This window comes from Gordonia sp. NPDC062954 (genome assembly GCF_044543825.1).
GTDB classification, from domain to species: Bacteria; Actinomycetota; Actinomycetes; order Mycobacteriales; family Mycobacteriaceae; genus Gordonia; species Gordonia tangerina.
In genome coordinates, this window is the sequence record NZ_JBITWL010000054.1 from 1 (window position 1) to 7,418 (window position 7,418).

A 7,418-nucleotide genomic window follows, 5' to 3' on the forward strand; every position below is an offset into this window, starting at 1 on the left:
TGGAGGATCGACTACAACGCCAACCGACCCCATTCGGCCCACCACGGACTCACCCCCGCCGAGTTCGCCCTACAGTGGACCACGACCCACCAACCTCAAGCCGCATAGCGACTGGACCATCGAATGGGTCCCCCTCAGGGGCGCGACGGTTGGCGGCAGTGGGACCAGCGACCGGCTTAGCGCGTGAAGACCTTGTTCGACTTTGAGCGGTTGCACTTCCAGCACAAGGTCTGAAGGTTCTCAGGCGTGGAGACCCCACCCCGCGACACCGGAACGATGTGGTCAACCTCAAGCAGCAAATGGGGCTCGACTGCCAACGACACCGCGCAGTATCTGCACGTGTAGTTGTCACGCGCCTTGATGAACTCTCGCAGCTTGGCTGTCATGAGCGCTCGCTGCCCGGCCGCACTCTTCCTGTAGCGAATCTTCTGCGAAATCGTCTCGATAAGAGCATCAATCGTCGGAGTGTTCAACGTAATAAGTGTCCGCTGCGAACTATTACCACCAGCGCTGACGTACTCGAAGGCATACACCGGATACGGAACAACAATCGGCGAGAGGTGGACGCCGACCTGACGCATAAACTCGACCATGTAGTGGTTGCGAATAAACTTTGGCGGATCGATCCTGCGAGTAATGCTCGCCTCGCGCTCATGAAGGTTTGCGACTGCATTCTCAAGTCGTGCTACATCTTCTCCCAGCTGTTCCACCTCAGCTAGAGTGCGCTCTTCGGGCTTGATGTGGAAGTACTTCATCAGATACTTGAGTGGATCCGCGCTGGCGTTACGCACCACCTGCAACGAGCAGTTGTGCACATTGGATGCCTGATAGTTCGCGACATTGCGGTCCCGGCGGTAGTTGTGCACGCTGGTGTTCTCGTACGACGCCAGATGTGAGTACGCGCCAGTAGAAGATGCACCGAGCTGGAACAGACCGGTACTACGGATTTCGTTGGTGTACTGCGCAATCGCGTTGTGCTCAGCCACAAGTGCCGAAACCTGAGACCGGTGAGCGAGGAACACCTCGCTTGCGAAGTAGCGCTCCTTGCGGACATAACGCACCACTCGCGGCCCGAAGACAACCAACAGCACGACTACACCAATGAGCACGAGCACTTCCATCCCAGGCGATCTCCTTCCACGCGCCCAGATACCACCGCTGACCAGCGGCAAAGAGTGACTCTACTTGTTCACGTGACACGAACAGGCAGAACGATATCTGCCTGTCACAACATCAACTGAGCCAGAGCGCCGGTACGAACAATTCTGTGTTGCCGCGACACCAAGCCCTACCGCACCCGCGTCGCTCCCGCACAATCACTTTCACGTTTGCGGTGCGTTTCGATGTTGCTGGCGCTATGGCCGTAGACCGCCAGGCCGCGCAGCAGGTCACGTTCTGACTGCCGGCTGCGCTGTCACCTCATCGGATGCGGCTACGCCGCGCTGTGACGCCCTTCGGGCTGAGTTGGTTTGCGTTGCATCGCCGCATTCTCTTACCTCCACTCCCGTGCCGCAAGGGCCGTGAAAAACTAATCCGCCCTACGGGTTTCAGGCCTACGGCCCGGATGACTTTTTCACTGTGAACACCCTTGCGGCCCACTCGCTTCGGCAAAGAGATGGCCGGTGCAAACGCAAACCAGCACTCACAACGGGAGGGTCACCATGAGTATCGCCACCACCGTCTACCAGCTGTGCACCAGCTGCGCTGTCGCCGTCGCCTACGGAGACATGAGCGGCATCGACACCGACAACGCCACCGAGGTCCTGGCGTTCATGGAGAACCACGGCTACCTGGTACCCGCCGACGACATCGACCCGCCCGGCTACTGGCTGTGTGAATGCTGCGGACTCGACCAGCTTGGCGCAGGCCGCATCTTCACCCACGACTAGCCCCCTGACCTGCGAAAGGAAACCCACGATGAATGTCTGGATCGCCACCAAGGACCCGACGAAAATCGCCGAGGTTGCCGACCGAATCGCCGAGGTTGCCGACCGAATCGCCGAGGTTGCCGACCGAATCGCCGAACAAGCCCCCGAACGTCTCACCGAAGTCGACGGTGACCGCGAGTTCGCGGTGTGGTTACTCGGAGTCGACCGCAAGATTCGCCGCTACACCGGGTCGAGCACCGCGACCTACCCGATTGGCAATGGCGTGCCGCCTACGACGACGACCTGTCCCCCGCCGATGCAGCCGCCGACGCGATCGCCCACTGGATCGAGTTCGGCGACCTCTAACCAGACTTCCGCGTGCACACCGGCACGCCGGGACAAAAGAAAACCCGGCCAGGGTCTAGCTGGCCGGGGTCTCACCCACCACAGTAAGGGAGAAACCCCATGACACACAACACCACCGAGACCGTCGCGACGGGCGAGCTGCGCCACCTCGACCCGACCGATCTGGTCATCGATGCCAACATTCGCACCGAAGCCCAAGCCACCCTCACGCCTGAGTTCATCGACTCGGTCCGCGAGGGTGTCCGTCAGCCGGTCCTGGCCGTTGAGATCGACGGGCAGGTGCGCGTGCGGGACGGGCAGCGCCGCACCCTCGCAGCCCGCGAGGCCGGACTGGCCAGCGTCCCGGTGTACGTGGTCCCGGTCGCCGCTGACGCCGACGACAAAGCGCTGACCGTGGACCGAATCCTGGACCAGCTCACCAGTTTCGAGCGTGAAGAACTGCGCGCATCCGACCGGGTGGCCGCGATCGAGCAACTTGCACTGGCTGGGATGTCGGCGACCAAGATCGCCAAAGCCACCCGCACCAAGAAGAAGGACATCGATCACACGCTGACGGTCGCGAAGTCGGCGACCACCCTCGACCTGCTCGACCAGGGTGCAGGTCTGACGTTGGAGCAGTCGGCGACGTTGGCGGCCTACGACCACGACCCCGAAGCTCAGCAATGGCTCATCACCGCCGCACACAGCGGACGGTTCGAGTACCAGGCCAAGGTGCTCGCCGAGGCCGACGAGCGGCCCGCCCTGCTGGCCCAGGTCGCGGACTACGCCGCCGAGGGAATCGCTGCGGTGACCCGCCAACCCAGCTACAACCAGGCCCGCAGGATCGACCGATTGGAGACCGCCGACGGTACTGCCGCCACCATCGAGGACGTGCCGGTCAAGAACCGGCTGGCCTACGTATGGGCCGATGACACCGAATCGTGGACCGACGCCGAGGGCAACGAGGTCCCTGAACACGTCATCGACTTCGACCTGCTCGACAGCGACGAAGACGACGAGGACGCTCCCGCCGACGACCAGCCCGAGGACGGGTTGCTCGACCCGCGCACCCTCACCCACCACATCACCCGCGAGGTCGAAACCACCTGGTATGTGCTGGGCAGCGACGACCTCGGACTCACCGAGCGCGCCTACAGTTACAGCGCCCCGAGTAGCGCGGCCACCTCCGGCGAGGTCAGCGCCGCCGAGAAAGAGGCGCAGAAGCAGGAACGTCGCCGGGTGCGGGTCCTCAACGCCGCCAGCGCGACCGCCCGCGAGGTGCGGATCGAAAAGCTGACCGCATGGCTGGCCCGCAAAACTCTGCCCAAGGGCAGCGCCCCGAAGGTCGCGACGTTCATCGCGACCTCGATGCACGCCCATCACGACATGTTCGGCGCGAACAGCATGCAGGGCAACGCCGCCGAGATCGCCGCGACGATCCTCGGTGGCCAGCCCGCCGACCTGTTGGAGCAGGCCAGTACCGCTGACCGCGCCCAGATCATCGGACTCGGGATCGCTCTGGCCGCGCGAGAGGCGCACATGTGGAAAGACGCCTGGCGCAACGTGACCGACCGGGACTACCTCGGCAGCTACGTCCGCGCTCGCGCCGACTACCTGCGATTCCTGGTCGAGGTGACCGGCTACACCCTCTCTGACGTCGAGCAAGTCATCGCCGGGGAGAAGGACGCCGCCGACGTGCCGCTGGACTAGACCCACACGGTGGGCCGCGCGACCCTGGCGGTCGCGGCCCACCGTCCCCCGACCGGACTACCCCGAACAGGTGACACACGATGACCACCACCGGCGAACTATTCCCCCGCTGCGCCCTGCCCGGCTGCACGAACCCCACCGACACCCAAGGCCACCCCTGCGGCCAATGCCGTCGAGACTTCGGCCCGATGTTGCGCCACAATCCCGACGGGCAACCGATGACCGCCGCCACCCAAACCGCCCGCGACCAGGCGATCGGCGCCGCTTACCGCACCCGGGCCCACACCCGCCTCGAAGGCTGCCGATCGGCTGCGTGCCGTCGAGGCCGGCGAGCAGCCCAAACCCGGGCAAACCTGCTGGTTGTGCGAACAACGCCGCCTGTGTGTCCTCGTCGACGGTCAGTGGGAATGCCGCGACTGCCGACAGATCACCGGCTGAGCCGCGTGCCGGCATCGGGCGCAGCGGAGCGGCCCACGGGCCGCACAGCGTTGTCCCGGCCCGCCGACTCCGCTGCGCTCCGCCACCGACCCGGGAGATTCCCAGTCAGGTGGGTGGTCACCAATTTGCGCGCGCACGTCGACCAAGTGTGACCGACGGGGACCCCCGAGCTGTCAACCCACACCAGGCGGCTACCGCCCGTTCTCCGCTGCGCTACGCCCGTGCGCTCCAACCACTTTCACTCGCTACGCTCGTACGACGAAAGTGGCTTCCGGCGCGCCTGCCTCTTCGGGGTTGACAGCCCACCCCCGCCGGTCCCCCAGGTCTCTCGACGTCCGCCACACCGGCCGGACCACAATCGAGAGGAATCCTCATGGAGTACATCGCTCATACCGCTACCGCCGCCGCCGAGGGCAGCGTCGCCCACATCCTCTGGGCAGCAGCGGACCTCGCCGCCACCAACCCCGAGGCGGCCGACGCCATCCACGACGCCGGCCTCCACATCATCGCCGCTGGACAGACCACAGCCCGACGGGGCAAGGCCGCCATCGAGCTCGCCACGATGGTCGCCGCCGACCGCCATCCCCGGCTGGCCGACACCATCGCCACCACCGACGACTGGGCCGCCTGGCAGCAGGTACTCACCGAGCCCTGGCCCATCCTCGCCGACGCCGCCGCCATCGCAGCCCGGATCGCCGGCCTCGAAGGCCACATCACCCCGGGACGCTGGACCCTCTAACCGGGCAGCGGGTCGGGGTCGCCACCACGGCGGCCCCGACCCTGAGGTCTGCGCAGTCCTCGACTACTCGACCACTCGACCATTCGAGTAGTCGAGTAGTCGGCGAACGAACAGATCAGCGGAGCGGCTACGCCGCACCCCACTCGAACTGGGGTGCTTTGCTGACCCCCACCAGTCTCTTACCTCTGGTCGGCGCGGCGACAAGGGCCGCGAAAAACTGGCCCGCCCTGCGGGTTCCAGGCCTACGGCCCGAGCAACTTTTATCGCTGTAAACACCCTTGCACCGGCCTCCCGCCGGCAAAGAGATGGCAGGTGTCACGCAAAGCACCGGCCCGCCGAGGCCGACACCCACCGGGAGACATCATGAGCCGCAGCACCAAGAAGACCAGCAGCGCCGACCGCGAAGCCCGCGCCGCCAAACAGCGCGAACGCGCCGCCGAACTGCAAGCCACCATCACCGCCAAGATGGAAACCCTCACCCAGACCGACCAGTGGGCCGCATTCCTCGACTACGCCACCAAGTTTCACGCCTACAGCCTCAACAACCTGCTACTGATCCTTGCCCAGCGCCCCGACGCCTCCCGCGTCGCCGGATACAACAAATGGCTCGAACTCGGCCGCCACGTCCGCCAAGGTGAAAAGGGAATCAAGATCCGCGGATTCAGCAGCCGCAAGGTCACCGACACCGACCCCGACACCGGCGAAGAGGCCGAACGCAAGATCGCCACCTACCCGATCCTCACCGTGTTCGACGTCTCCCAGACCGACCCGAACACCGAGATCACCGACTACATGCGCAAGAAGAACCCCAACACCCGCCTATGGGCCGACGTCGAAACCCCCGTCCGCCGTCTCCACGGTGACGACCCCGCCGACATCTACACCCGCACCGCCGAATACATCACCGCCCAAGGATGGGCCGTCACCCGCGAGCCGATCCCCGGCGGCACCAACGGATACACCACCACCGACGGCACCGGCCGAATCGTCATCGACGCCGACCTGGCCCCCGCCCAGGCCGCCAAGACGATGATCCACGAAACCGCACACGCCCTGATGCACCACGACATCGACACCGCCGAATACATCACCCACCGCGGCCGCTGCGAAGTCGAAGCCGAATCAGTCGCCTACATCGTCGCCGGAATGCTCGGACTCGATACCACCGACTACAGCATCGGCTACATCGCTAGCTGGTCCGAAGGAGACCCCAAGGTCATCGCCGAAACTGCAACCCACGTCCTCGAGACAGCCCGCCGCATCGCCGCCGCACTCGACCCCGACATCGAAAACCACGACGACGAAACAGCCGCCTGACCCCGAACCCCGCCGGTCACCCCCAGGGTGACCGGCGCCAGGGCGCGTAGCGGAACGGCCCGAAGCGGGCCGTGCTCTGCTGTCCCGGCCCAGTGTCTCCGCTGCGCTCCGCCACCGAACCGGGAGATTCCCAGTTGGGTGGGTTTGTACCTTTCGACGCCCGTGGAGTGACGTGACGGCGAACTCTATACTCCACGAGGGAAAGTCGGGTCATCCTCCTGCCTCGGCAGTTCTAGGCTGGACAAGCGAACTGAGATAGTCGCCGCGAACCTCAGCCAACGCCGCTGTACGAGCAATCTCCGCCTCACGCAGATCGGTCGCAGCTGAACCGAGCCGTTCCGCGTCAACCACATCGCTGCCGGAGCGGTGCACCAAGTCCTCAAGCTTCGCATCGATCCCAGCAGCATTACTGAGCCGATGAATCAGTTCAGTCTGCACTCGTGCGGCTTCGAGCCGATCGTGATACTCAAACAGAGCGCTGATCCGCCGAAGCGTTGGGGCTAGGACATACCGATCAAAGTCTTTGACCTGCCTGTCCCACACCTCGGTCGCATGTGTGCCTTCAGGCGTCACAGCAGTCGGACGCTCACCAATATCCACTCTCAGATCTGCCGCCTTGAGCAACTGGACCGCAATCTCCGCCAGCTGCGCATCAACATCGACCGGTACGCCGCCAGAGGCAGAGAAGGCCACTCGCGCAATCGGATGGAGTGAGCGAATCTCCTGTACAACAGCCGCTGCCACTGACAGGATCGCCCAGAAGTGCCTCCGAGTTGAATCCGCGACGATTACGTTCCGTTGCGATTGGGCAGTCGTTAGAGCCCCAGAGTGGCGCATGACGAACCAAAAGCCGAGCCTGTCATCGCCCAGGCTCCACGCCCGGCTCCCCTTTTCCGGTTTGACCATTAAGCCTCGATCCACCGATCGGCTTTTTAAAGTGTCGTGAAAGGTGTTGAGCACCTTTGGCCCGGGTGGCGGGCGCGTGGGAGTTGCCGATCTCT

Annotated in this window: 7 protein-coding genes; 5 read left to right on the plus strand and 2 right to left on the minus strand. The window is 64.5% G+C overall.

Translation table 11 applies throughout. The features are described from left to right. Positions 1-176 precede the first annotated feature (176 nt). Positions 177-1,121, minus strand: coding sequence for an HNH endonuclease (locus ACIGKQ_RS24960; protein WP_396575155.1), 945 nt, complete (start codon positions 1,119-1,121; stop codon positions 177-179). 540 nt (positions 1,122-1,661) lie between these two features. Between ACIGKQ_RS24960 and ACIGKQ_RS24965 the strand changes: the two genes are divergently transcribed. From ACIGKQ_RS24965 to ACIGKQ_RS24985, 5 genes are all read left to right on the plus strand, one after another. Next, positions 1,662-1,889, plus strand: coding sequence for a hypothetical protein (locus ACIGKQ_RS24965; RefSeq protein WP_396575156.1), 228 nt, complete (start codon positions 1,662-1,664; stop codon positions 1,887-1,889). Between the two features lie 28 nt (positions 1,890-1,917). After that, positions 1,918-2,337 (plus strand): hypothetical protein, encoded by a 420-nt coding sequence (locus ACIGKQ_RS24970; protein WP_396575157.1) that lies wholly within the window; start codon positions 1,918-1,920, stop codon positions 2,335-2,337. Next, on the plus strand, positions 2,334-3,923 hold the full coding sequence (locus ACIGKQ_RS24975; RefSeq protein WP_396575158.1) for a ParB N-terminal domain-containing protein: 1,590 nt from the start codon (positions 2,334-2,336) through the stop codon (positions 3,921-3,923). The genes ACIGKQ_RS24970 and ACIGKQ_RS24975 overlap by 4 nt, the downstream gene beginning before the upstream one ends. A gap of 811 nt (positions 3,924-4,734) precedes the next feature. Continuing rightward, positions 4,735-5,100 (plus strand): hypothetical protein, encoded by a 366-nt coding sequence (locus ACIGKQ_RS24980; protein WP_195060874.1) that lies wholly within the window; start codon positions 4,735-4,737, stop codon positions 5,098-5,100. Between the two features lie 363 nt (positions 5,101-5,463). Continuing rightward, positions 5,464-6,417, plus strand: a complete 954-nt coding sequence (locus ACIGKQ_RS24985) for an ArdC-like ssDNA-binding domain-containing protein (RefSeq protein WP_195060873.1) — start codon at positions 5,464-5,466, stop codon at positions 6,415-6,417. 210 nt (positions 6,418-6,627) lie between these two features. On the opposite strand, the gene ACIGKQ_RS24990 is transcribed toward ACIGKQ_RS24985, so the two are convergent. Continuing rightward, positions 6,628-7,418: hypothetical protein (locus tag ACIGKQ_RS24990; protein WP_396575159.1), on the minus strand; the 791-nt coding region annotated here is incomplete at its 5' end.